The following is a 23,883-nucleotide window of genomic DNA, read 5'->3' as shown; positions in this document are numbered from 1 at the left end:
GGTTCAAATCCCAAACTTTCATCTTGGTTTATTGGAAATCTTTGATGTTCCCATCATAAGTCGCCCAGTCCTTGCTAAAGAAGCGGTCATTCATCTTGTAGTCTGGAGCTGGTTTTGGATCCGTCAAGAAGGGATTGACAACCTTATCAAAAGCCAACCAACCCAACCAACCCAAGTGAATGGTGTCCTTGATAAAGTAAGGTTCTCCTCCTTTTGTAGAAAAGTCAGCAATATTGGTAAAGCCTTGACTTTCTAACTGATAACGAATTTTCTCCACTGCATGCTGATACATTTCTTCACTGAGTTCTGTGTATTCCATCCATTTCTTGTTGACGGGCTGGATAACAAAGAGGACATTAACCTTTGATTTGGCAAATTGATTGAGAACCAGCTGCAAATCATTGTATTCAGACGACTTTAGGAAGTTATAATTTTTTTGATACCCTTCCCATTTTTTTAAGTCTTTTTTGACCTCATACGTGTAGAAATGATTCTCCATCCCCATATCGTTATTGGTCGTATTTGCCTCTGCATCCTTACGGGCAATTTCTTCTAAAGTGTCATAGGAAAACTGATCAGGAAGATCTTTTAAATAGTTTTCTACATGTTCCTTGTACTTGAGTTTCCCCTGAATGGAAAATTGACCAAAAAGAGAGGACTGCTTTTCATTGAATCGTGCAAAGAGGTTGATGATAAGTCGATCAGCATCTGACAAATCCTCTCCTTTTGAAAGCTTTTGAAGGATGCCTTTCAATGCCACACTCGGATTCTGCTTCAACAAACGCGTCGCAGCATGCTTAGCCGAAATGTCCCCAGATTGATTTTCCAAAAAAGCTGTCAACTGATCGCTATTAAAGAATCTCTGAAACGCTGCGGGCTCGTAATCTGTCTCTGTAAACCACTGAGGAGAGATGACAAACACCGCCTGCTTTTCCTCAATCTCTGGCAGAATCTGTTGCAAACCGAAATATTGGTTAAGCGAGGCCGCTCCTGCCTGACCTAGAAAATAAGGGCGGTAGGGACGATTGTATTTTTCTGCTAAAACAGCTGGATGGACACTATCAAATCGAATCCATTCACTTGACCCTAAAAAAGGGACAAAACGCATATTGGGATCCGTAAGGGCCCTCACTTTTTGGCTTCTCTCTTTAAAACTTTCCCTACTGATGGAAGCAGCAGAGTACTTCTCCTCCGTCAGATTATGGCTTGTTGTACTTGGATAAAAAAAGATAAGTAGAAGAACCAAAAATCCAGCAATGAAGATGGGCCCGAAGATCAGCCACAAGCGTTTAAGCATTCTTTAACTCCGTAATACCTTCTACGATTTTATTAGCTGTATTCCAGTCATCACGACCGAACTCCGTTACTGGAACACGAATGTCAAAACGGTTTTCAATCTCAACAATCAATTCAACCGTTCCCATGCTATCCAAGACACCGGCATCAAAAAGATCTTCATCCATCATGTCAGAAACATCTTCCATAAACAACTCATCAATAATTTCAATAACTTCTGATTTGATATCCATTTTTTATATCCTTCTATTTTTTAAACCATAAATCATTCAAAAATCCAGAAAAGATTAAGAATGAAACCATCACGACATGGAAAGTAACAACCATGCCAAGCAACTGAATCCAGCGATTCTCAGGTAAGGAAGCCTTCCCAGCTTTTTTCCGTTCTTTATTGAGCGCTTTTTTCTTACGAAGCCAAGCGTCATTGATGACCAGCCCAAGCCCATGAAAAAGTCCATAGGCGATATAGTACCATGTCACGCCATGCCAAAAGCCCATAATCAGCATATTGAGGATATAGGCCACACTTGAGGTCACATTTCGATTTTTAAAGACCTTCTTTCTGGTCAACACCATCACCATCCGCATAAAGACAAAGTCACGGAACCAGAAAGACAGGCTCATATGCCAACGATTCCAAAATTCCTTTAAATCCCTTGATAAAAAGGGCTTATTAAAGTTGATAGGACTATGAATCCCCATCAAATTGGAGATGGCTAAAGCAAACATAGAGTAGCCCGCAAAGTCAAAGAACAACTCTAAACCAAAGGTATACATCACCGCCAAAGCATAATGATTAAAGAAACCACCTGTCTGCAAGGCTAAATTTTTCAACGGAGGCAATAATGTCTCTCCTAGAATATGGGCCAAGATAAACTTGTAGAGAAAACCTAGCATGATATACTTGACAGCATCTTCTAGCATATCCATCAACTCTTCTCGCTCAGGAATGGTCTCATAATTTTCATTGAAACGTTTAAAACGATCAATGGGACCACTTGAGAAGGTCGGCATAAAGAGAAGAAAACGTAAGAATTGCCAAATCGTTAAATCCTTGATGACACCGTCTCTCAACTCAACGATAACCCCAACTGCACGAAAGGTTAAGTAAGAAATCCCTAAAAAGCCAAACAAAGATTGAGGTCAATGAATAGCAGGAGATATTTTCACAAAGACGATTGGCAATAGAGATAAAAAGCTAACCAGGTAAAATATCCATTTACTATCCCGTCGTTTCCTGTACCTTTTGTAGAAAAATACAAGCAGTACTTGCCAGATAACATAAAGGATAAGAGCGCTTATTTGATTCGTCTTTCCACCGACCAACATGGTGACGATAAAGAAGAGACTAACGAGCACCTCATACCAGGCAAAGCGTTTCTTGAAAAAGAGCCCGATAAATATCGGTAAGGTCGCAGCAATCACGTACAAAAAATAATAAAGATTGCCATAAGGTTCCAAATGAGGTAGCTGTTTATAAAGCTCCATCATCTATTGTTTACCTCATTGATCAAGCCCTTGATGTCAATCTTACCATTAGGCGTTAGTGGCAAACTGTCTCGATAGAGAAACTTAGACGGCATCATATAGGACATCATGATATCTGCCAGATCTTCCTTAATGGCCTTGGTAATATCGATATCACGTTCAAACTGCTCACGCACACCGTCCTTTAGGATGACATAGGCCAGCAGATTTTGTACCTTGTGGTCCTTGTTATAACGTGGGACAGCGACAGCCGACTCGATATAGCGAGATTTATTGAGATTTTGAGAGACATCTTCAAGCTCAATACGATAACCATTAAACTTAATCTGGAAATCCATGCGTCCACCGTAGAGAAGCAAGCCCTCATCTGTCATAGTTCCTACATCCCCTGTGTGGTAGGCTGGAAGACCTTCGAACTCAAAGAAGGCCTCTGCCGTTTTTTCAGGATTATTCATATAGCCTTTTGAAACAGCTGGACCAGATACGATGATTTCTCCTTGTTCGCCATTTGGCAGTTTCTTACCTTCCTCATCAATGATAAAGGTTGGAGAATCATCTTTTGTATAGCCGATTGGGAGGCGTTTGAGAGTCGACAACATCTCGTCCGTCACGGCAACAGCTGACAGGGCTACTGTCGCTTCTGTTGGGCCGTAAGCATTGATGATACGGGCATTTGGGAAACGCTCGCGCAGTTTTTGAGCTGTTTTGACCGTCAATTCTTCACCATCAAAGTAGAAATGCGTGATGCCGGGCATTTTTTCACTATTAAAGTCTTCTGACAACATGGCCATATCTGCAAAGGAAGGCGTTGAAGTCCAGATAGCGATTGGCAATGAAAAGATCGTCGTAAAGAGCTTTTTGAAATCCTGAGTAAGGGCTGAAGGAAGAGCGAAAAGCGTACCACCTAGTGCCAATGTTGGTGCCCAGTACATGACAGATAGGTCAAAAGAATAAGGCGGTTGAGCCAGCATTTGTGGACGACTTGGCGTCGCAAATTCCTTGTCCGTAATCATCCAGTTAGTAAAACTGAGGAGATTATCATGGGAAATCTGCACTCCCTTTGGCTTACCAGTCGTACCAGAAGTAAAGATAATGTAGTAGTTATCATCGCCCTTGACTGGATGCGTGATCTCGTAGCTAGAAGCTTGAGCAAAGGCTTCTTGAACCTGAGCTAGATTCAACATCGGTGTAGAAACCTGCTCCAACGGAAAGTCTGAAATGGCAATAATCAAGCTTGGCTCTGCTACTTCTACAATAGCAGAAACTCGTTCCAAGGCCGAATGGCTGTCAATGGGAATGTAGGCATGACCTGACTTAGTCAGCGCTACAAAAGTTGCCAACATTTCATACTCTTGACCACCAAAAACGACGACTGGTGATTTCTCAGGCAAGCCAAGTTGATCAATAGCTGCAGCCAAACTATCCGAATCAACCTTCAGATCACCATAAGTATGCTCTTGCCCCAAAACATTGTAGACGGGATATGTTGGCTGTGTTTGAGCAAAGTGCTCAATCGTTTCAATCATATCTTTTATCGGTTTATTAGACACAGTTCATTTTCTCCTTCAAACTAGAACTCATTATAAATAAAGGTTCCCTGGCTCTGACCAAGGTAACTAAAAAAATAAAGTAAACCAAGTAAGATTACAAAATATAGGACGGTCTGTCCCAAAAACATATACAATTTTCTGTGTTTTCCCATCGTTAGTGTGTTCAATTTTCTATGATTTTTCAAAAAAGCTATGCAACTATGCATTTACTATCTTATCTTCCTAACATTTTACCACTTTATCAACCTTTTTTTCAACTGTTTACCATAACTTAAAAGTTCGTTTTAGCTTATTTTAAGACAAGTTAAAATATTAATAAAAATTGTTTTCAAAAATCTCTTTTCCTCGAAATCCTGACACCCATTATCATACATTAAACAATTAAAGAGATGGCAGCAAACACACGGCTCCCCCTTTGGGCATTTTTATGCTAAAATAGTAGCTATGGATAAAATTATTAAAACAATATCAGAAAGCGGAGCCTTTCGTGCTTTTGTCCTTGATAGCACAGAAACCGTCCGCACTGCTCAAGAAAAACACCAAACCCAAGCTAGTTCAACTGTCGCACTTGGTCGTACCCTTATCGCTAGCCAAATTCTCGCAGCCAATGAAAAAGGAAATACCAAGCTAACGGTTAAAGTTCTTGGAACGAGCTCTCTCGGTGCCATCATCACGGTCGCAGATACCAAGGGCAACGTCAAAGGATACGTTCAAAATCCAGGTGTTGACATCAAAAAGACTGCAACTGGTGAAGTCCTTGTCGGACCTTTTGTCGGAAATGGTCAATTTCTCGTTATCACAGACTACGGTACTGGAAATCCCTACAACTCCATGACTCCTCTCATCTCTGGGGAGATCGGTGAAGACTTGGCCTATTACCTGACAGAAAGCCAACAAACTCCTTCAGCAGTCGGCCTCAATGTCCTTTTAGACAAAGACGACAAGGTCGAAGTTGCCGGTGGTTTTCTTCTCCAAGTTTTGCCAGGAGCCAAGGAAGAGGAGATTGCTCGCTTTGAAAAACGCATCCAAGAAATGCCTGCCATTTCTACACTTCTGGAAAGCGACGACCATATCGAAGCTCTCCTCAAAGCTATTTATGGGGACGAATCCTACAAACGCCTATCTGAAGAAGAAATCCGTTTCCAATGTGACTGCAGCAAAGACCGCTTTTTAAACGCTCTTGCCAGCCTTCCAAATTCAGACCTAGAGGAAATGAAAGAGGAAGACCACGGGGCAGAAATCACTTGTCAATTCTGCCAAACTACTTACAACTTTGATGAAAACGACCTGGAGGAACTCATTCGTGACAAATCTTAATACACCTTTTATGATTGGCGATGTTGAGATTCCCAATCGTACCGTTTTAGCACCCATGGCTGGTGTAACTAACTCAGCCTTTCGTACCATCGCAAAAGAGCTTGGTGCAGGACTCGTTGTCATGGAAATGGTCTCTGACAAGGGAATCCAATACAACAACGAAAAAACCCTGCACATGCTTCATATCGATGAAGGAGAAAACCCAGTTTCTATCCAACTTTTTGGTAGCGATGAAGACAGCCTAGCACGCGCAGCAGAATTCATCCAAGAAAATACTAAGACCGATATCGTCGATATCAACATGGGCTGCCCAGTTAACAAAATCGTGAAGAATGAAGCTGGCGCTATGTGGCTCAAGGACCCTGACAAGATCTACTCTATCATCAACAAGGTCCAATCTGTCCTTGATATCCCCCTCACCGTTAAAATGCGTACTGGCTGGTCTGATCCATCCCTAGCCGTGGAGAACGCTCTCGCAGCTGAGGCTGCTGGTGTCTCTGCCCTCGCTATGCATGGCCGTACCCGCGAACAAATGTATACTGGCCACGCTGACCTTGAGACCTTGCACGACGTAGCCCAAGCCCTGACCAAGATTCCATTTATCGCTAACGGTGACATCCGTACGGTCCAAGAAGCCAAACAGCGTATCGAAGAAGTTGGGGCTGACGCTGTTATGATTGGCCGCGCTGCCATGGGAAATCCCTACCTCTTCAACCAGATTAATCACTATTTTGAAACTGGAGAAATTCTCCCTGATTTGACCTTTGAAGACAAGATGAAAATTGCTTACGAACATTTGAAACGCTTGATTAACCTCAAAGGAGAGAACGTAGCCGTTCGTGAATTCCGTGGACTCGCTCCTCACTACCTTCGGGGAACATCTGGTGCAGCCAAACTTCGTGGAGCCATTTCACAAGCCAGCACCCTGGCAGAGATTGAAGCCCTCTTGCAATTAGATAAAGCTTAATACACAAAAAACCGTAACTCACTTGAAGTTTACGGTTTTTTTATCCAAGGAAATCCTAGATACTATTATTGAATCAAGGCAACACTCGAAACTTTACCATCCGCACCTGTTGTAATTTGGATGATTTTTCCTCCACCGATTTTGGCATTATACTTGCCATCATCAAGAGTGTAAGAGTACCCTCTGATAGAATAGTTTTCTTTCTTTCCATCAGCAGTTTCTACTGTGAATTGCCCCCCTGATGAAACCGTAATCGTTTCGCCATTCGCTCCCTTCCAGTTGCCTGCTGCAGCTGAGAAGTCACCATCCACCATGGTTAAAACTCCCTTGTAGCGTTTATTGTGTTCTGCTTGCTTGTCTTGAAGTTTGCGGTCAGTTGTCGGGTCATAAGTTGACTGGTTAGACTGAACTTGAGAACCTTGCTGAGTTGACGGAGCTTGAGAAGGAGCTGGTTGACTAGGAGTTGCTTGTTCCTGTCTTGATTCAGGTGCTGGTTTCGCTTGCGATTGATCTGCTGTTGTAGAAGACTGCTCAGAAGATGCTTGAGCTTTTTCAGATGAAGCTGAGCTTGAAGATTTTTGAGTCTTGCTTTCTTTGTTAGAAGAAGCTGCCTTAGAACTTGATGATTGGCTTGTCTTGGCAGAGCTACTGGTTTGAGTGGTTTCGTTTTTATTTCCACAAGCTCCCAATAGCAATGTAGAAGCCAATACAGTCGCTGCCATCAATTTGATATAGGTTTTCTTTTTCATTTTTCTACTCCTTTGTAACATTTTTGAAATGTTAAGAAATCTTTTTGTAATATAATTGTAACATTAGACCTTGAATCTGTCAACTATTTAGAGAAACTATTTTAAAAATTGTTTTCTCTACTATTTCTATTCGTAATCGAAACGAAAAAATAGAAAAATTTTCTAGATTAGAGTCATATTTTTTACATCACTCTTGTGTACTCGCTTGCATTGGACTACAATACTATTGAAATAGGATATAGGAGGTAGGGGGTAGATTCTTATGGCAAACAAGTATTTCAAGTATCTTCCTTGGTTGATTTTGAGAGCTATTAGCTCTTAACAAAAAGCCTCTTACTATTCGCGAACTGCATTTGATATCTTCTATCTGACTACAGTATTTATGATTGTCTATATAGCTTTGTTATTCCTACACGAAAAATATCTCAAGTATCGATACAAAGACTTTTTTACTCACATGTTGAGCCATTCTAAGAAAGATAGCCATTCATAAAAACAGTCACAACAGAAAAGCAATCTAATAAGGACAAACAAAGAGGTCGGGATTTTAATCCCGACCTATTTATTTCAATCGATATGTTTTTCTTGGTTTCTTTTTAGGCACTCGTTTGAGCCCAACTTCTTCTACATATTCGCCGTATTTTACGAGGAAATTATTGCTGACGATGGGACGACCGGGGTTGATGAGATTGACCAGTTCAGTCCCTTCGTAGACAGTGAACTCCTCCTCCAGGAGATAGAGGAAAGTTGGGTTCCAGTCGAGACGGCCTTGGATTCGTTTGATGGACTCTTGGATAATAGCATAATGGTCAAAGGCGAAGGCACTCTCCTCCAACTCTACTCCCTCAAGGAAGCATTTGCCTGTCTGAAAATCGACATCTACGAAAACGACATCCTTGGCATCGTCTCCTGCCTGAACAAGGTCTAATGCACGACTAGGCAGATAAACCAAATGTGCGATGGTCACTGTCCAGCCACGTGGATCACGACCGGGAGTCGATACGGTCATCAATTGCTCGATTTTTTCCAAAGGAAGATCGAGATTGACTTCTTCTCTCACTTCGCGCTGACAGGCATGTGCAGCATCTTCTCCCTTGTCCATAAAACCTCCAACCAAGGCCAAACAGTTTTGATAAGGGTGAGCCTTGCGACGAATCAGCAGGAGCTTGATTTTTCCTTCGACAAAGCAGTAGGCTACCATATCTACTGTCACACTTGGTTTTTCATATTGAGGGAGTTCCTGCTTGTAGTACCAGTCTAAAAACTCCTCCTGACTGGCATGAATTTCAAAATATTCTTTTTCCGTCATCCCTGCTGGGATCTTCGTGTCCACCATTTTAAACCTCCTTTCGAACTGCCTTGGTCCATTGGTACCATCCTACTAGACTATTAAGTGTGTAAACCCAGTACATACCTTGGATATGGATATTTTCACCCCACCAGAGATAGATACTAAAGAGATTGGTTGCAATCCAGAAAATCCATTGCTCACGATAGAGACGTGTCATCAAGAGCTGACCAACACCATTAGTCGCATCGGTAACACTATCACGGAAAGGTCGAGCACTATGGATACTTTGATAAGCTAAGCCCATACTAATCCAGATGATGACAGTCAAGACCAAGTACTTGAGCCAGTCAAGAACAGATAATTTCTTGGCTTCAAAGTGAGATTCTTCTGGTTTTCCTTGATCATTGATACGATTGGACAACCAAGCATAGAAACCAATCGGCTGCATGACAAAGAAGTAAACGGTCGTCAAGACTTCACCATAAAAAGTCGCATTCATAGCCAAAATCAAATAGATAGCTGAGTTAATGGCCCCAAAGAGATAATTGCTTGCACGCCCTTCTGCTACTAAGATAACACAGACAATCCCAGTCCAAGATGCAAACAAGCTCAGCCAGTCATGGCTTTCTGTATTTTGCGTGAACTCTAAGATTAAGGGAACACTTGACAAGGCGATGAGGTATAACCACTGGAAAAGACTACGGCCAACAAAGAGATCTTTCCAGAGCAGGCGCATGATTCCTGCAAAACCGATCTTGCGGGCTTCTGCATGGACATTTTTAAAATTTTCGATAAATTGTGTGATTTTTTCAGTTACTGTTTTCATAATTTTCTCCTAATCTGCTTGGTAAATGGTATCGATAGCCACTTTGGCTGCTTCATAATTTCCTAGGTAATCCTCAGCTAGATAAACTAGTGGAATGGTGGTTAAATATTGCTCTCTCATCTGGTCCAAATGCTGGGAAAAACTGTGACGAATATGGTCTTCTGCCATGGTCATATCTCTAAAGCCGTCATTGACATAGGAGCCGACAGGTTGAACAAAGAGAATCAAGTCCCATTTTTCCTTAGCCAAGATCGAAACAAAGAGATTGTCAAAGGTTTCTCCTGATAAATCCTCTTGTTCCTCAGCCTCCATGTAATAATCATAGTAGCCCTTGGTTACTAAGGAGTTGGTGTCAGCTATCACTAGACCTCGATTGGCATTGCTATCGATTAACTTAGAGGTCTGGTCATACTGCCCTAAAAGGAGATAATAGTAATCTTTTGGAGTCAATTCATCGTCGCGGACATTGTTTTTTATCTGGTACTCACGTGCGTATTCCAGACTGACCGGTGCATCGTAATACCTTGCCAAATCCTTAGCCAGAGTGGTCTTCCCATTGCTGGCACTTCCCATAATCAACACTTTCTTAGTAAACTGACGACGGAAAGGTTGAGCGATATATTTCCAATATTTGCTTGGATTTTCTCGAATCATAGTCGCTGAGATGCCAAACTTTCTTTCTTGCAAAACGGTCTCAAAGCCACGATTTGATAATTCTTGCTGGTAGTCACGTTCTCCCACAAAAAAGATCAGTTCTTGCTGGGTTTCATCGTAGGAAATCTCCGATAACATCTGATCCAACCACTCCTGCCAGCCCATAGGGTAACGAGGAAGCTTGGTTTCATCTAACTTGCAGACAGAGGTCAACTCGTCATCACGAAAAGCCTCTCTGATATAGCGAAATCTTTTTTGAAGAGTTAAGCCTATCTGCTCCCCTCTGTCTCCCTCATAGCCTGAAACGACTACCCAGACCTGATCACACTGACGCTTTGCTCGCTGGATTAAATCGATATGCCCCTGATGGAGAGGGGCAAAGGTCCCAAATACCACTGCTGTTTTCTTTTTCATACATACTCACATTTTTATAATTTTATATATTTTTGTTTTTCTATGCTTTTATTATATCTTATATTTTTGTTTTGTCAATAGTTTTTTATTATTTTTTATAAAAAGTAGCAAAAAAGAATCAGGATTCCTCCTGATTCTCTAGTTTTAAGCAATATCAAATTTCAATTGTCCAGCTTTGACACCAATTTTGAGGGTCTTACCTGCTACCAGTTCTCCCTTGAGAAGGAGTTCTGCTAGCTTGTCTTCCACTTCTGTTTGCAGGGTTCTGCGAAGTGGACGGGCTCCCATTTCTGGATTGTAGCCTTGACTAGCTAGTAACTTCAGTGCCGAAGCTTGCAGTTTCAAGTCGATGCCTTTCTCTGCTAGGCTAGCAATCAATGGTTTAACCATGATCTTGACAATTTCCTGCATATGGTCGCTATCCAAACTGTGGAAGACTACCTTTTCATCAATACGGTTGATAAACTCTGGTCGATAAGCTTTTTTCAACTCTTCAAAGATTCGTTTTTCCATATTTTCCTGGTCAAAACGAATGTCCTTGGCCCCAAAACCGACAGTCTTCTCATCACGAAGGGCTGTCGCACCGAGGTTTGACGTCATGATGATAATGGTATTTGAAAAGTCAACCTTGCGCCCCTTGCTATCTGTCAAGACACCGTCATCCAGAACCTGCAAGAGAACATTAAAGATGTCTGGGTGGGCCTTCTCTACCTCGTCAAAGAGGAGAACGGAATAGGGTTTGTTACGAACCTTCTCAGTCAACTCCCCACCTTCTTCGTAGCCCACATAGCCCGGAGGAGCTCCATTGAGACGGCTAGCTGCAAATTTCTCCATATATTCACTCATATCAAAGCGGATAAGGGCTGATTCGTCATCAAAGAGGACTTCTGCCAGAGCCTTGGCCAATTCGGTCTTACCGACTCCTGTCGGCCCTAGGAACATAAAGGAACCAATCGGACGCTTGTGACTGCGAATACCTGACTGGTTACGACGAATGGCACGACTAATACTTGAAACAGCTTGATCTTGACCGATGACCCGTTTGTGCAGTTCAGCTTCCAAGTTCAGGTATTTCTTAGCATCTGTTTGCGTCAGCTTTTGGACTGGGATCCCTGACAAGCGACTCAAGGTGGTCAAAATATCAGATTCTGTCACCAAGTCTTTATAGACAGGCACTTCCTGCTCTTTTGCGATTAGCTGGCCTGCTTGTTTCCACTTGCCATCCATCAAAGCCTTGTCAGCTGGACTCAAGTCGGATTCGTCTGCTTTCACATGCTTGGATTTGTTTTGCACTGTTGCTGCCGCCTCATCCAAGAGGTCGATAGCAGAGTCTGGCAAGTGACGACTGGTCAAGTAACGATGGGCCATCTTAACAGCCGTTTCGACAGCTTCATCTGTGATTTTCACACGATGGTGTTTCTCATAGGTAGGCTTCAAACCTTGCAAAATGGTCATGCTGTCAGCTAAACTCGGCTCTTCAATCGTCACTTTGGCAAACCGACGAGAAAGGGCCGCATCTTTTTCGATGTGTTTTTGGTATTCTTCCTGAGTGGTTGCACCAACCGTTCTCAAAGTTCCACGTGCCAAGGCTGGCTTCAAGATATTGGCCGCATCTAGAGTCGAATCAATACCGCTACCAGAACCCATAATGGTGTGGAGTTCATCGATAAAGAGGATTACTTTGCCATCTTCCTCAATATCCTTGATGATATTGTTCATACGCTCTTCAAAATCTCCACGGAAACGGGTTCCTGCAACGACATTCATCAAATCAAGCTCTAACACGCGCATCTTGGCCATTTCCGCAGGTACATCCCCACTAGCAATATGCTGGGCAAGGCCCAGTGCCAAAGCTGTTTTCCCGACACCAGCATCTCCAACCAAGACAGGATTGTTCTTGGTCTTCCGGCTCAAGATTTGAATCATACGTGAGATTTCCTTGTCACGACCGATAACTGGCTCTAACTTGCCAGAGCGCGCTTGCTCCGTCAGATCATGCGTGTAGTCCTCCAGACCGCCACTTGGATTCTGAGGCATGCCCATCATATTGGCCATGGAATTTTGCTTGTCTGCTACCGTGCGATGGCGTTGACGCAAAGCCTTAAGGTCTTCTCTTGTCCAACCTGCACGTTCCTCTAAGTTGCGACGAAGGGCAGCAATTCTGACCTGATCTTTCTGGTCTTCATAAGAAAAGCCTGCTCTCTCCAAGATGCGAGTTGCCAAAGCATTGCCATCATGCAAAATCGCATAGAGGACATGCTCTGTCCCTAGCACCTTTGCATGGACCACTGAGGCCACATACTCTGCTTCTGCAAAGAGAACCTCCAAACGATGGGAAAAAGGCAATTCCGTAAAGGTTTCGTCTTGGCTATAGTCCGTTTCAGTCAGTTCTAACGCAACCTCTTCTAAACGGTCCATTTCATAAGGATAATCATTTAGAGTCGCACCTGCCACACTGTAACTGTGATTGGACATGGCAATCAATAGATGCCAAGACTCTAGATATCGGGCTCCAAAATGGCCGGCAACCATGTAGGCACTTTCGATACATTCATTCAATGCTTTTGAATAATTCATCTTACTTCTCTTTTCTATCTACCTCTTGTAATAGCTGTCGGAGCATATTGGCACGGACAACTGAGGATTCTTCCCCTAGGACACGATCTGTTGCTACAGAAGTCAGCAAAGTCATCTCCTGCTTGGTCATCAAGTCCTGCTCCACCAAAAGCTGGAGAATATCCTCATAAATCTCCTGACTAACTCGCTCACCAATCGAGTAAAGCAAATCGCGGAGCATTTCATGATGATTGGAAAACTCAATCCGTCCAATGCGAATGTAGCCTCCGCCACCACGCTTGCTCTCAACCAAGTAACCTCTGCTTTCAGTAAAACGTGTCTTGATTACATAGTTGATCTGACTAGGCACAACCTGAAAGGTATCTGCCAACTGGCTCCGCTGCAATTCCACGATACCAGATTGGTCTAAAATCGCCTTGATATAGGCTTCGATATGATCTGATGTATTTTTAAATCTCATAGTAAATCAAACTCCTTCTTTGAACCTTGACTATCTTTGACTATACTATCATTTAACACTCTATAAGTCAAATTTTTAAGGTCAAAGCCTTGAAAATACTGACTCTCTTTAAAAATACTACAACATTAGGACGCCTTAGTTTTTCTTGAAAGTTCCTAAAAAAGTCCACAAAAAAGAGCCCTGAAAAGGGCGTAATATTGACGAGTTCAGCAGGCAAGAAACTAGCACGGTCAAACGTGCTTTTTATTTAGGCTCTGATTTATCTTTCATTATATCTAAAATATTTACTGTTGGAATTAATAGCGCTGTTTCACTGTCAAATGAAGTAACCATCGAAAGAATACTTCGGACATACGGAAAAATAATTGCACTACCGTTAACAATTAAAAATTCTTTGATATTTTCAGTATCATTTATTAAAAAGTATCCCGAAACGGTCACTGTAGCTTTTCTAAATGTTTCTTTATCTATGCATGTAACCGAGATTGTAACCTTTCCGTTCTTTTCGTCCTCAGTTAATCCTCCACTAAAGCTTACATCAAATGCTTCACCATTTTCTTTATCTTCATTAGTCAATGTTCTTGAAAAATTAATTTTATCAACCTCATATTTTTCTAGTGAAATAACAGGTTTATCCATTTCAATCTCCTATGCTGCTAAAATTAAGTCCATTTCATCAATTTCTTGAAAGTACCTTTTTTCAACTAAAGAAAAGTACTTTTTACTTAGTAACTCTTCTAAATATTTATCTTGAGTAATTGATTGTAAATTGTTATCTTTTGAGTTTATTAATATTTCATCAGTTGTTACATAATAATCGAATTTATTAGTAAAAAAATTTTCTTTATCATATTCTTTTTCAAAAATAATAAAATTATTTTGAAATTCTTTGATAAAATCAGCGTCTCCTGATTCTAATTTTTCAATTAAGGCATTTATCTTATTTATTACAGACATCTTATAACTCCTTCACTTCGAATTCTTTAAAATCAGATATTATTAAATTGTTATTCTTTACGCAATATATAATCTTAACTTTATTAGTAAGTTTATTAGGGATATTAGTATCATTTATTAAATCAGTCTGAGGAGTTTGTTCATATTCTCCAAAAAAACGTACTATTTTATAACCAATGTTTTTACATAAATAATCAATTTTCTTTCCGATCGGTTTGTCCTTAATAAAATCACCAGTCAGACTTAATAATTTCGCAAATTTAGATTCAATGTAGTAATCCGTTAAATCTAATATGTCATCATCAAAATTAAAATTTACTACACACCGGACTATTTTAGTTTCGCCACACTTTTGTTTACTCCAATAACGCGCATTACCTAAATTATCCCAAAAATACATTCCCCTTCCACCCCAAGAATCATCATTTGGGTGTTGACTGATAACCAATTTACCTTTCATTAATTCTGAAGTAACTGATTCATGATTGCAATGATATAAAGGTATTTGAGTGTCTCCCAATTATGTAGCCTCCATTTTTAACGACCTCTATCCATTATAACGAAAAATAAAAATAATGTCACGAAAAATGTACAAATTGACCTAATTCCAATTTGAGCTCACATTATGTCCTTTTTGATTTTTTAAAACAAAAAGAGCGCTGGTAAAGGATAATCTTCACCAACTCCCTATTTTCTATGTATTTAATCCCAATTCCGCTAAGATTTGACGTTTGTAGGCAATCTTTTGGACTTCCTTGTCTTCAGTTTCGGACCAATCTAGTTTAATTTCTGAAACAATTTGTCCAGGCCGATTTTTTAGGATATAGATGCGGTCGCTAAGATTGAGGGCCTCCTCGATACTATGTGTGATAATCAAGGTCGTCAGCTCTAGTTGCTTGTGAATCTCCAGATACCAAGCGTGAAGTTCCATCTTGGTCATCTCATCCAAGGCGCTAAAAGCCTCATCCAAGAGAAAGAGCTTGTGCCCGAAAAGATAAGTGCGGAGTAAGGCTACACGCTGGCGCATCCCTCCACTGAGTTCATGAGGATACTTATCCCGTACAGCTGTCAACTGGAAGGTCGCAAGAATTTCATCCGCGCGAGCAATAGCTTCAGCCTTATTAACCTTTTGGATCAAGAGGGGCAGGATGATATTGCCAAGCACCGTCTTGTGCTCCAAGAGTAAATCCTTTTGTAACATATAACTCACGCGCCCCTTGGGATTTTCCTCTCCGTCAAGGACAATACGCCCAGACTGGACTTCTAAAATTCCTGCGATTAGATTAAAGAGGGTAGTTTTTCCAACACCACTGGGACCTAGGATAGAAACCACTTCACCTGACGTCACCTGCAGGTTGATGTCCTCTAAAATCCTTTCCTCGCCATAGGCATAGCTTACGTGTTCTAGTCTAATTTCTGTCATTATTTTACAAATTCGTTGGTGAAGCCCTTGTCTGTCAAGTCTTCTTTGAGGATACCATTTTCTTTATCCCATTTGTAGAAGGCATTCCAGCGTTCTGCGTCAAATTGTCCCCACTTTTCCTTGTCGCTTGCGTATTCTTTTGACAAGTATTTTTGAGATTCGATGACAAAATCACGTTTTTCCTTGAGTTCAGGTGCATTCTTGATGAGAATATCTGCAGCTTCTTCTGGGTGTTCCATAGCGTATTGGTAGCCTTTTTTGATGGCTTGGATGACTTTACGAGCTTCTTCTTTGTTGTCTTTCAGATAGTCGTTGTTTGCGATGATAACTGGTGAGTAGTAGTCAAACTCTTTAACGTAGTCTTTCAAGTACATGAAGTTAGCATCTACGCCTTGAGATTTAGCAAGGATACCGTCCCAACCATAGTAGATCCAAGCAGTGTCAAAGACACCATTGGCAATCGGTGTGATCGAGTTTGAGTCGTTGTTTGGTACTTTTTCTACCTTCTCAAAGTCCCCACCTTGTGATTCTACCAAGGTTTTCAACATAGCCAGTTCCGTTGGGTCATTCCAGGTTCCGTATTTCTTCCCAACCAAGTCTTTTGGACTGGTGACATTGTCAGATTTACGTGAGATGATTCCTGATGTATTGTGTTCTACGATAGCGGCAACGGCAGTAATTCCTGCCCCTTTTTCCAACTTTTTAGCCATGTAGTCTTGGAAATAGATAGCAAATGGCGCCTTGCCATTGATTACCAAGTCAGATGAGCTTTCTTCTGGTGGTAATTTCAAATCAACATCCACTCCAGCTTCTTTGAAATAACCTTTTTCCTTTGCTACATAAAGCCCTGTGTGGTTGGTATTTGGCGTCCAGTCTAGGATAAAGTCAATTTTCTTGAGTTCTGCTTCTTTGTTGTTCTTAGAAGCAGTTCCTTGACCACAAGCTACAAGCACAACAGCTACAAGAGCTGTTACAATCGTTAAAAACACTTTCCATGTTTTCTTCATTTTCATTTCCTCTTTTCTTTTTCAAAAACGCTCTATTTTAAGTACGTTTCCATTTAATCACATATTTTTCACTAATATCGACCAGCTTCATACCCAGAAGACTGATGAGTGACACCAGAATAATAATGGCAAACATGGTATCATACTGAAACAGTTTTTTAGACTGAATCATGTAAACACCAAGACCTTCAAAACCTCCCAACCACTCGGACACCACGGTTGTGATAAAGGCGTAGGAGACACTGACCCTCAAACCTGCATAAAAGTAGGGCAGACTGACCGGGATTTTAAAATGCCACAGGATTTGCCAAGAGTTTGCACGCATCAGACTAAACAAGGTCAGCATATCCTTGTCACAATGCCTAAAACCGTCCAAAATGCTGACGATGATAGGGAAGGTTGTCGTCAGGATAATCAAGACAATCTTGGGTAAAATTCCATAACCTAACCACAAGACCAGGATAGGAGCTATAGCAATCGTTGGAATAGTCTGAACAACCACCATCATAGGGTAAATCAGATCATTGAGCCAAGTCAAACTATCCATGAGCACAGTCATGAGACAGGCAATCAGGACACCCAGAACAAGACCTAGTAAAGCCACCCTCAAGGTCGCCCAGCTATGGTGCCAGAGAAATTCTCTGTCACGAACAAAGGACTGGAGAATCTCAAGAGGAGTTGGCAGGATAAACTTGGGTAAAAGTTTGAATATTCCCGCTAACTGCCAGACCGACAAGACTCCGAGAAATCCCAAAAGACTAATCTGTCGTCTCATCATACTTTTCAAGTTTCTCATCGATGCTTAAAATCTCTCCTACATTTATTTTGACATTGGCAAAGACATTATCTGCCTCCTGCCCGGCCACTTCAAGCGCTTCTTTGAGAATGCGCATGAGATCACCAAACTCTCCTTCCAAGACCGTTTCAAAGGGTGTCACCACCATGGTCACGGACTGAGCTTGCAGATAAGCAATCACTTGATCGATAATAGCAATTCGATCAATTCCCTGTGATAGGGGCAAGACTTGCAAGGCAATGCTTGCTTTCATAAAAACCTCCTCTTCTCAGTTTTTCTTTTTGACCAAAAGAAAAACCTTTGCCATATATGGAAAAGGTGCAGAATTCGGCTAAGTATCGTTCCCTACGCTGGCATTACCCAGATCAGGTGCGGTCGAAGTTTAACACTTCCTCTCAGACTGTACACAGACTCCCATATCTTATATGGACATATAGTAACGCAAATACAAGGAAAAGTCAAGGAAACTGCTTACAGAAAACCATGAAAAAGAGTTTAAAGGCAAATGCTTTAAACTCTTTCATATCTTTCTTATTTAGCCTCGTACCATGTTGCTCCTTCATTCTCATCAGCGATGAGGGGAACACTGAGCTGGATGGCATCTTCCATAGTTTGTTTCACTAGAGCTTTGACGGCTGCTAGTTCTGATTTTGGAACCTCAAGGACGATTTCATCGTGCACTTGCAAGAGCATCTTGGTCTGATAACCGCCCGCTACTAAAGCCTTATCTAGTTGAATCATAGCAATTTTGAGAATATCCGCCGCCGAACCCTGGATAGGAGAGTTAATAGCTGTCCGCTCTGCAAAACCACGAATGTTAAAGTTGCGCGAATTGATATCTGGCAACTCGCGACGACGCTTGAAGAGGGTCTCTACATAGCCTTTATCACGCGCCTCACGTACCACTTCTTCCATATAGTTTTTGATTCCAGGAAAACGTTCAAAATAGGTATCAATGTAGGCTTTGGCCTTCTTACGACTAATACCAAGATTGTTTGCCAAGCCAAAATCTGAAATCCCGTAAACCACTCCGAAGTTAACCGCCTTGGCATTGCGACGGTCGTTTGGAGTCACATCCTCAGGGCGTTTAATTCCAAAGACCCTCATGGCTGTCGAAGTATGGATATCCGCTCCCTCTTGGAAGGCCTTGATCAGATGCTCATCTTTAGAAATATGAGCCAAAACGCGCAATTCAATCTGCGAGTAGTCCGAACTGAGTAGTACACTATCCTCCCACTCAGGGACAAAGGCCTTACGAATGAGGCGGCCTTGTTCCAAACGCACAGGAATATTTTGCAAGTTTGGATCCACACTAGACAGACGCCCTGTCTGGGTCAAATCCTGCACATAGCGAGTGTGGATCTTGCCATCAGAAAGAATCCAGTCCTGTAAACCGACCACATAAGTCGATTGAATCTTAGCAATCTGACGGTAGTCTAGAATTTTCTTAACAATTGGCGCAATAGGAGCCAGACGCTCTAGCACATCCACGGCTGTTGAGTAACCTGTCTTGGTTTTCTTGGTGTATTCGAGGGGAAGACCTAACTTTTCAAAGAGAAGCACGCCCAGCTGTTTCGGTGAGTTGATATTAAACTCCTCACCAGCTAGCTCATAAATCTCCTGAGTTAGCTTTTCAATGACTAGCTCATTTTCAGCCTGCATCTCAAGCAAGGTCTCTTTCTTGACTGTAATTCCAGCGATTTCCATCTTGGCAAGGACAAAAGCCAGAGGTTGCTCCATGTCATAGAGGAGATCTAATTGCCCGTTTTCACTTAATTTTTCAAGTAGGACAGGCTCTGTCTCAACCAATACAGCAACCTTACGAGCTAAGTGCTCCAAGAATTTCTCTCTCTCAGGGATAGCTTTCTTGACCCCTTTGCCGTAGAAGGTTTCATCATCGACTAGGTAAGTTTGACCATAGAGACTCGCAATGGTTGAAATTTCATTATTCTCGACAGTGGAGAGAAGATATTTGGCCAAGCGACTGTCAAAAGCAGGAGCCTGCAGGTTCAAGCCCAAGCGATTTAAAAGAACCTTGGCTTTCTTAAAATCATACACTTTCAGAGGTGTTTTTTCTAGAAATTCCTTGAAAATCGGCTCCTGCAAGAGCTCAAGTTTATCTGTAGCGTAAAGTTTATCCCCACAAGACCAAGCAAAACCAACCAAATCATCTGTATGGTAATTCTCACCAAAAAGCTCAAAGTGGAAGATAGAGTCTGCGCTCAGCATGTCTTGACTGATGTGATCAACGATAGTGAAATCCAAACTTTCAGGCGCATTCGTTGATGAAACATTTAAAGCTTGCTTGAGCTGTTTGAAGCCCATCTCATCGTAGAATTTTCCGAGATTTTCCACATCTGGTCCACTATAGAGCAAATCATCAAGGCCAATCTCAATCGGTGCATTTGTCTCAATAGTCGCCAAGGTTTTAGACAAAAAGGCTTGTTCCTTGTCATTGATGAGATTTTCCTTCATCTTAGAAGCCTTCATCCCATTGATATTTTCATAAATTCCCTCTAGCGATCCGTGTTCTAGCAAGAGCTTGATGCCCGTCTTTTCACCGATTTTCGTAACACCAGGGATATTATCAGACTTATCCCCCATGAGGGCCTTGAGATCTATAAACTGAGCTGGTGTGAGGCCCATTTTTTCCATAAGATAGTCTGGTGTAAAGGCCTCAAACTCAGCCACACCTTTCTTGGAAATCTCGACCACCGTATGCTCGTCCGTCAACTGGATCAAATCCTTATCTCCGCTAACGATTGTCACATCAAAAAAATCCTTCTCAGCCAAACGACCTAAGGTCCCGATGATATCATCCGCTTCATACTGGGGCAACTCATAATGGCGAATCCCAAGATGGTCTAACAACTCACGAATGAAGGGAAATTGCTCACGAAACTCATCTGGAGTTTTAGCACGGCCACCCTTGTAGTCTGCATACATCTCTGTTCGAAAAGTCGTCTTACCTGCATCAAAGGCTACCAAAACATGGCTGGGCTCAACCCGCTCCAAGACATGATTCAACATGAGTTGAAAGCCGTAGATTGCATTGGTATGAAGGCCATTAGCATTTTTAAAACGATCCAACTGCTGATAGAGCGCAAAAAAAGCTCGAAAAGCAACTGAAGATCCATCAATTAATAATAATTTTTTCTTGTCCATACACCCATTATAAAGGAAAGAGGGGAAAAATACCATCGGAAAGAGCCAGCAAATGGTAGTGAAGTCCTCTTTTTTATATTCTTTCTAGATTCTAGCTCCATTACTATCCACTCGATAGCCATCCACAGTGGTATTCACTGCTAAAGCCCCTGAAGCATTAACGTAGTAATACTTTCCTCCTACTTGGAACCACTGACTAGACTTCATAGCCCCTGAACTTTCCAAATAATACCATGTTCCATTTTCCTTGAGCCATCCTGTCTGCATCTCCCCTGATGTCTTTAGATAGTACCAATGCGAGCCATCCTTTACCCAACCTGTTGACATAGTCCCGTTTTCTTTGAAGTGATACCAACTGCCATTTATTTTCTTCCAACCAGTTGCGAGTTTCCCGTTCTCACGGTAATTCCAAATACCGTTTTGCTTCTTCCAACCATTCTCCACTGATTCTGTTTCCGTATGCTGAACGTATCGTCTAGCACCACTGTAAGATAGATAGCTGAGCCATTTATAACCGTCCTTTTCTACGATTTGGTCGTATCTAACATGTTCACCAGGATAGTAGTAGTCAATAACTTGTGCTGTACTTGACGGCTGGTTTCGAATGGCAGACTTTTGAGTAAACGTATGAGTCCCACTAGACGACAACCCTGATCCAATAGGATTTCCAGTTCTACCACCATTCCCTACCAAGTCCTTAAAATGGATAAAACCTGTCATAGAGCTAGCTTTTACGCTTCGACGATTGTATTTCTCCCTAACGCCATAGTTATACTCTTCGATCTCAATCGTGTCACCTGATACATTTGATACCCAGGCCACGTGCCCGTAGTAACCTTCTGTCGACCAAGCAATAGATCCAACTTCTGGCTTAGTGTCAACACGGTAGCCTTCTCTCCTTGCGCGGTGTCCCCATTCATTCGCATTACCGTAGGCAGGAGGAATCTCAAAGCCATTCACACTACTCAAACGAAAGGCCGCAAAAGATGTACACTGGCGAGAATACATCCGCCATTGATCGATTTCAACACTACCGTTTTTGTAATGAATCGGATAGTCATCTCCACGCGCTACACTGTCAGCCTGAACCGATTCACCACCAAACAAAAAAGTACTCGTAACGAACAAAGTAGCCAGTCCTACACCCAACTGAGTATATCCACTCTTCTTAACTCCTGATTTTAAAAACGTCATTCATTCTCCTTAATAATATAAATTTCCGAGGTTACCCTCGTTTATACTATTCGGGAGAAAAAGAAAAAAGTGAGCAAAGCTCACTTCATTTTAGGATTCTTGGTCTAGATAGCGAATTAAATTCTTTTCTGTCAAGATATCTGAGTAGGTGAAGGATTCAACATAAACATTAGCTTGTTTGTCTCCCTCAACATCCCCAAATTCAACGATAAATAGAGATGGATAAACCTCAATTAGCTTACCCAATCTATTTTTTTGGCGCTTACGGCCATTTTCCAAAGTCATTTCAACGACTTGTCCCTCATGTGCCTTGATTTCTTCTTTGATTTTTTTCATCTTGGCTACATCTGTAAATGCATCTGACATCTTATGCCTCCCTCTTTGAGATACTTGAAAATTTATTGTATTCTTTTTGGAAAATCAATTCCACCGTTCCACGAGCTCCACTACGGTTTTTCTCGATGATAACCTCAACCTTATTATTTGGAATTCCTTCCTCTTCTTCACCCGCACGATCGTAGTAGTCGTCACGGTATAGAAAGGCTACGATATCCGCATCCTGCTCAATAGAACCCGATTCACGAATATCAGACAAGACTGGTCTCTTGTCCTGACGCTGTTCCACACCACGAGATAACTGACTGAGAGCAATGACTGGAACCTTTAGTTCCTTTGCTAGAATTTTCAACTGACGTGAAATTTCTGAAACCTCTTGTTGACGATTTTCTCGACCAGTTCCTGTTATCAGTTGCAGGTAGTCAATTAAAATCAAGCCCAAATTACCTGTTTCTTGAGCCAGTTTGCGTGAGCGCGAACGAATTTCCGTAATCCGAATCCCTGGTGTATCATCGATATAGATACTCGCGTTGGCTAGGTTCCCTTGAGCAATGGTATACTTTTGCCATTCCTCGTCGGTCAATTGACCCGTACGGATAGAATGGGATTCCACCAAACCTTCGGCTGCCAACATACGGTCTACTAGGCTTTCTGCACCCATTTCCAGTGAAAAGATGGCTACCGTCTTGTCCAACTTGGTTCCGATATTCTGAGCAATGTTCAAAGCAAAGGCTGTTTTACCGACCGCAGGACGAGCTGCTATAATAATCAGTTCCTCCTCATGCAATCCGGTCGTCATATGGTCCAAATCACGATAACCTGTCGCAATACCTGTGATATCCGTTGTTTGTTGTGACCGAACTTCTAGGTTCCCGAAGTTGATATTTAGAATATCACGGATGTTCTTGAAACCACTACGATTGGCATTTTCGCTAACATCAATGAGTCCCTTTTCCGCTTGAGCGATGATTTCATCTGCAGGCTTAGAAGCTTCATAGGCTTGGTTGACAGACTCTGTCAACTTGGAAATCAAGCGACGTAGCATAGCCTTTTCTGCAACTATTTTAGCATAATACTCTGCATTAGCTGAAGTTGGCACAGAGTTGACAATTTCAACAAGATAGGATAAGCCACCAACATTTTGGAGGTCCCCTTGACTATCCAAAATCGTCCGAACTGTTGTCGCATCAATTGCTTCTCCACGATCTGACAAGTCCACCATCGCTTGGAAAATCAACCGATGAGCATACTTAAAGAAGTCACGAGAATCAATGTATTCCCGTACAAAAACGAGTTTACTCTCATCTATAAAAATAGCCCCCAGAACAGATTGTTCTGCCAAAATATCCTGAGGTTGAACTCGTAGTTCTTCTACTTCTGCCATCCGACTTTCCTTCCTTTTACAATCTTGTCAAG

At 41.8% G+C, this 23,883-nt stretch carries 23 protein-coding genes and 2 pseudogenes; 3 read left to right on the top strand and 22 right to left on the bottom strand.

The annotated features are described in order from the left end of the window. Nucleotides 1-28: 28 nt before the first annotated feature. The 5 genes and pseudogenes from dltD to DF216_RS06630 form a co-directional block, all read right to left on the bottom strand. Nucleotides 29-1,297, bottom strand: coding sequence for a D-alanyl-lipoteichoic acid biosynthesis protein DltD (gene dltD, locus DF216_RS06650; RefSeq protein WP_061453914.1), 1,269 nt, complete (start codon nt 1,295-1,297; stop codon nt 29-31). Further along, the gene (gene dltC, locus DF216_RS06645; RefSeq protein WP_000351972.1) at nt 1,290-1,529 is read right to left on the bottom strand and encodes a D-alanine--poly(phosphoribitol) ligase subunit DltC; all 240 of its coding nucleotides are present in this window, start codon (nt 1,527-1,529) and stop codon (nt 1,290-1,292) included. The genes dltD and dltC overlap by 8 nt, the downstream gene beginning before the upstream one ends. A 13-nt stretch (nt 1,530-1,542) precedes the next feature. After that, nucleotides 1,543-2,787, bottom strand: a pseudogene (gene dltB, locus DF216_RS06640) (D-alanyl-lipoteichoic acid biosynthesis protein DltB). Then, a complete protein-coding gene (dltA, locus tag DF216_RS06635) occupies nt 2,784-4,334 on the bottom strand; it encodes a D-alanine--poly(phosphoribitol) ligase subunit DltA (RefSeq protein WP_129326342.1) in 1,551 nt (516 codons plus the stop codon). The pseudogene dltB and the gene dltA overlap by 4 nt, the downstream one beginning before the upstream one ends. Before the next feature lie 20 nt (nt 4,335-4,354). Further along, entirely contained in the window at nt 4,355-4,486 is a 132-nt protein-coding gene (locus tag DF216_RS06630; protein WP_025168981.1) for a teichoic acid D-Ala incorporation-associated protein DltX, read from the bottom strand. 292 nt (nt 4,487-4,778) lie between these two features. On the opposite strand from DF216_RS06630, the gene hslO reads away from it, so the two are divergent. Together hslO and dusB are read left to right on the top strand one after the other, a co-directional pair. Further along, entirely contained in the window at nt 4,779-5,651 is an 873-nt protein-coding gene (gene hslO, locus DF216_RS06625) for an Hsp33 family molecular chaperone HslO (protein WP_061453911.1), read from the top strand. Next, entirely contained in the window at nt 5,638-6,618 is a 981-nt protein-coding gene (gene dusB, locus DF216_RS06620) for a tRNA dihydrouridine synthase DusB (protein ID WP_061453910.1), read from the top strand. Before hslO ends, dusB begins: the two co-directional genes overlap by 14 nt. 65 nt (nt 6,619-6,683) lie before the next feature. Here dusB and DF216_RS06615 read toward each other — a convergent pair whose 3' ends face one another. After that, entirely contained in the window at nt 6,684-7,367 is a 684-nt protein-coding gene (locus DF216_RS06615; protein WP_125827368.1) for a hypothetical protein, read from the bottom strand. A 262-nt stretch (nt 7,368-7,629) separates the two neighbouring features. On the opposite strand from DF216_RS06615, the pseudogene DF216_RS10955 reads away from it, so the two are divergent. Next, nucleotides 7,630-7,860 (top strand): annotated as a pseudogene (locus DF216_RS10955) (hypothetical protein). Nucleotides 7,861-7,929: 69 nt separating this feature from the next. Here the strand turns inward: DF216_RS10955 and DF216_RS06605 are convergent. The 16 genes from DF216_RS06605 to dnaB form a co-directional block, all read right to left on the bottom strand. After that, the gene (locus DF216_RS06605; RefSeq protein ID WP_129326341.1) at nt 7,930-8,703 is read right to left on the bottom strand and encodes an NUDIX domain-containing protein; all 774 of its coding nucleotides are present in this window, start codon (nt 8,701-8,703) and stop codon (nt 7,930-7,932) included. A 1-nt stretch (nt 8,704) separates the two neighbouring features. Next, nucleotides 8,705-9,484, bottom strand: coding sequence for a nicotinamide riboside transporter PnuC (gene pnuC / locus DF216_RS06600; RefSeq protein WP_129326340.1), 780 nt, complete (start codon nt 9,482-9,484; stop codon nt 8,705-8,707). 9 nt (nt 9,485-9,493) lie between these two features. After that, a complete protein-coding gene (locus DF216_RS06595) occupies nt 9,494-10,552 on the bottom strand; it encodes an AAA family ATPase (protein ID WP_129326339.1) in 1,059 nt (352 codons plus the stop codon). Nucleotides 10,553-10,696: 144 nt separating this feature from the next. Continuing rightward, nucleotides 10,697-13,129 carry an ATP-dependent Clp protease ATP-binding subunit gene (locus tag DF216_RS06590; protein WP_129326338.1) on the bottom strand — a complete coding sequence of 811 codons (2,433 nt, stop codon included), beginning with the start codon at nt 13,127-13,129 and terminating at the stop codon, nt 10,697-10,699. Between the two features lies 1 nt (nt 13,130). Continuing rightward, nucleotides 13,131-13,589, bottom strand: coding sequence for a CtsR family transcriptional regulator (locus tag DF216_RS06585; protein ID WP_001211258.1), 459 nt, complete (start codon nt 13,587-13,589; stop codon nt 13,131-13,133). 243 nt (nt 13,590-13,832) lie between these two features. Beyond that, on the bottom strand, nt 13,833-14,228 hold the full coding sequence (locus DF216_RS06580) for a protein-export chaperone SecB (protein ID WP_129326337.1): 396 nt from the start codon (nt 14,226-14,228) through the stop codon (nt 13,833-13,835). Nucleotides 14,229-14,237: 9 nt separating this feature from the next. Next, complete coding sequence (locus tag DF216_RS06575; RefSeq protein ID WP_129326336.1) at nt 14,238-14,546, bottom strand: hypothetical protein; 309 nt, start codon at nt 14,544-14,546, stop codon at nt 14,238-14,240. Nucleotide 14,547: 1 nt separating this feature from the next. Next, entirely contained in the window at nt 14,548-15,066 is a 519-nt protein-coding gene (locus DF216_RS06570) for a hypothetical protein (protein ID WP_129326335.1), read from the bottom strand. 174 nt (nt 15,067-15,240) lie between these two features. Then, nucleotides 15,241-15,969 carry an ABC transporter ATP-binding protein gene (locus tag DF216_RS06565; RefSeq protein ID WP_129326334.1) on the bottom strand — a complete coding sequence of 243 codons (729 nt, stop codon included), beginning with the start codon at nt 15,967-15,969 and terminating at the stop codon, nt 15,241-15,243. Continuing rightward, complete coding sequence (locus tag DF216_RS06560) at nt 15,969-16,976, bottom strand: ABC transporter substrate-binding protein (RefSeq protein ID WP_129326333.1); 1,008 nt, start codon at nt 16,974-16,976, stop codon at nt 15,969-15,971. Before DF216_RS06560 ends, DF216_RS06565 begins: the two co-directional genes overlap by 1 nt. A 37-nt stretch (nt 16,977-17,013) precedes the next feature. After that, nucleotides 17,014-17,772 (bottom strand): ABC transporter permease, encoded by a 759-nt coding sequence (locus tag DF216_RS06555; RefSeq protein WP_129326332.1) that lies wholly within the window; start codon nt 17,770-17,772, stop codon nt 17,014-17,016. Further along, complete coding sequence (locus tag DF216_RS06550; protein WP_129326331.1) at nt 17,735-18,025, bottom strand: thiamine-binding protein; 291 nt, start codon at nt 18,023-18,025, stop codon at nt 17,735-17,737. The genes DF216_RS06555 and DF216_RS06550 overlap by 38 nt, the downstream gene beginning before the upstream one ends. A gap of 278 nt (nt 18,026-18,303) precedes the next feature. Then, the gene (gene polA / locus DF216_RS06545) at nt 18,304-20,937 is read right to left on the bottom strand and encodes a DNA polymerase I (RefSeq protein WP_129326330.1); all 2,634 of its coding nucleotides are present in this window, start codon (nt 20,935-20,937) and stop codon (nt 18,304-18,306) included. Between the two features lie 84 nt (nt 20,938-21,021). Continuing rightward, the gene (locus DF216_RS06540; protein WP_129326329.1) at nt 21,022-22,131 is read right to left on the bottom strand and encodes an SH3 domain-containing protein; all 1,110 of its coding nucleotides are present in this window, start codon (nt 22,129-22,131) and stop codon (nt 21,022-21,024) included. A gap of 90 nt (nt 22,132-22,221) precedes the next feature. Further along, nucleotides 22,222-22,497: a Veg family protein gene (locus DF216_RS06535; RefSeq protein WP_001278166.1), complete on the bottom strand. Its 276-nt coding sequence runs from the start codon at nt 22,495-22,497 to the stop codon at nt 22,222-22,224. A gap of 1 nt (nt 22,498) precedes the next feature. Continuing rightward, entirely contained in the window at nt 22,499-23,851 is a 1,353-nt protein-coding gene (dnaB, locus tag DF216_RS06530) for a replicative DNA helicase (protein WP_129326328.1), read from the bottom strand. Nucleotides 23,852-23,883 lie beyond the last annotated feature (32 nt).

The organism is Streptococcus oralis (genome assembly GCF_004127215.1).
GTDB lineage: Bacteria > Bacillota > Bacilli > Lactobacillales > Streptococcaceae > Streptococcus > Streptococcus oralis_BD.
The sequence above is the reverse complement of the archived record's forward strand: the minus strand, read 5'-3'. Positions and strand labels throughout refer to the sequence as shown.